Annotated in this window: 1 protein-coding gene and 1 pseudogene; one reads left to right on the top strand and one right to left on the bottom strand. The window is 37.3% G+C overall.

Going from position 1 to position 1,543, the window contains the following annotated elements; translation table 11 throughout:
* Positions 1-126: 126 nt before the first annotated feature.
* Positions 127-390 (bottom strand): DUF4212 domain-containing protein, encoded by a 264-nt coding sequence (locus L652_RS0111305; protein ID WP_002961535.1) that lies wholly within the window; start codon positions 388-390, stop codon positions 127-129.
* A gap of 414 nt (positions 391-804) precedes the next feature.
* Here L652_RS0111305 and L652_RS0111300 point away from each other — a divergent pair.
* Positions 805-1,543 (top strand): annotated as a pseudogene (locus tag L652_RS0111300) (hybrid sensor histidine kinase/response regulator); the annotation flags it as partial.

Genomic DNA, 1,543 nt, shown 5'->3' with positions numbered 1-1,543 from the left:
CCGCCGCCCGCTACATAAAACTCTTTGGTTGAACCCGCTCGGGCCCATATTGCTATGCCGATATAAAGCGCAAAGCTTAAACCAACAATTAAAAACGTGAGTGTTTGAACATCCATTGCTTAGCTCCTATTCGTCTACGCCGTATTTTTTATCTAACGTATTCATTTTGAAAACGTACACAAAAATCAAAGCAACAAAGGTATAAATCGCGCCTTGCTGGGCGAACCAGAAGCCAAGTTTAAACCCAAAAAAACGTACTTCATTAAGTACATCAACCAGTAATATGCCAAAGCCAAAAGACACGACAAACCACACTGCTAACAGTTTAAATAACAGCGAAATGTTTTCTGCCCAATAAGCTTTTGCTTGTTCTTCATCTTTAAAAGCCATTTTTGTTTTCCCCTTTAAGCACCGCAATATCGCGATGAGTGGTTTTTTATCTTCGCTTACCAATTTAGCAACGCTGGTTACATATTGAATTGAGACCATAGTCGTAACAGCTTGTTAACGTTTACGTAAACTGTATTTATCATTCAAGCGTGTTTTATATATTTTTATATTATTTCAATTGCTTAGGCTGTTTTTGTAAGCTGGCTTTATGATTAAATTGATAAGTTGGTCATTAATGCGACATTAGTCTAATGCTCAAGGGTGTTTTATTTTTACTGTTAATATTCAGTAAGATATAAATAAAATAAAAGTTTTATTTTAAATTCAACCCTCACACTTAACCTCAGTTCTGGTATTGTGTTAATCCCTCATAGGGATGAGGGATTATTTAAAATAATAAGGTTTAATAACAACATGACTGCCGTACTCATTATTGTTGCTTTAAGTTATATAGGTGTGCTGTTTTGGCTTGCCAATTGGGGCGATAAAACAACCCCTTTAGCAAAGCGTATTAGCCATCACCCATTTGTGTATTCACTCTCACTCGGGATTTACTGTACCTCTTGGACTTATTACGGTTCGGTAGGAACAGCCGCCACCAGCAGTTGGAGTTACTTGCCAATATTATTAGGCCCTGCGTTGCTGTTTTTATTCGGCCAAGGATTTTTACGTAAACTGGTACTGGTAAGTAAAAAACAAAATATAACGACTATTGCTGACTTTATTTCAGCTCGTTACGGCAAACGTCAAACTACAGCAATAATGGTTACTGTAATCGCATTACTGGCAACCATTCCCTACATTGCACTGCAATTAAAAGCGCTTAGTACAAGCTTTTTACTTTTGCAAAACAGTAATAAAATATCCGGCGATATGCTCGCGCTTTCTGCCACACTAATTATGGCTTTATTTGCTATATTTTTTGGTACTCGCAAAGTTGATGTAACTGAATATCGCTCTGGCTTAATGCTCGCTGTTGCATTTGAATCTATGATTAAACTTATTGCTCTTATTGCCGTTGCGGGGCTTGCAGTATTTACACTTTTTAATTTACCCGAAGCCACCACGAACAAAGTAACTGAGTCTATTTGGGGTCACTGGAGCGATTTTAACTTTTTTAGCTTTAACTTTATTGGCCAGTCTTTAATGGCTG

The organism is Pseudoalteromonas sp. TB25, from assembly GCF_000497995.1.
Lineage (GTDB): Bacteria > Pseudomonadota > Gammaproteobacteria > Enterobacterales > Alteromonadaceae > Pseudoalteromonas > Pseudoalteromonas distincta.
This window is presented reverse-complemented; position numbering and strand designations above follow the sequence as displayed.

Coding starts and splice junctions, on each gene's coding strand:
- L652_RS0111305 (WP_002961535.1), bottom strand. CDS start 390: ATGGCTTTTAAAGATGAAGAACAAGCAAAAGCTTATTGGGCAGAAAAC.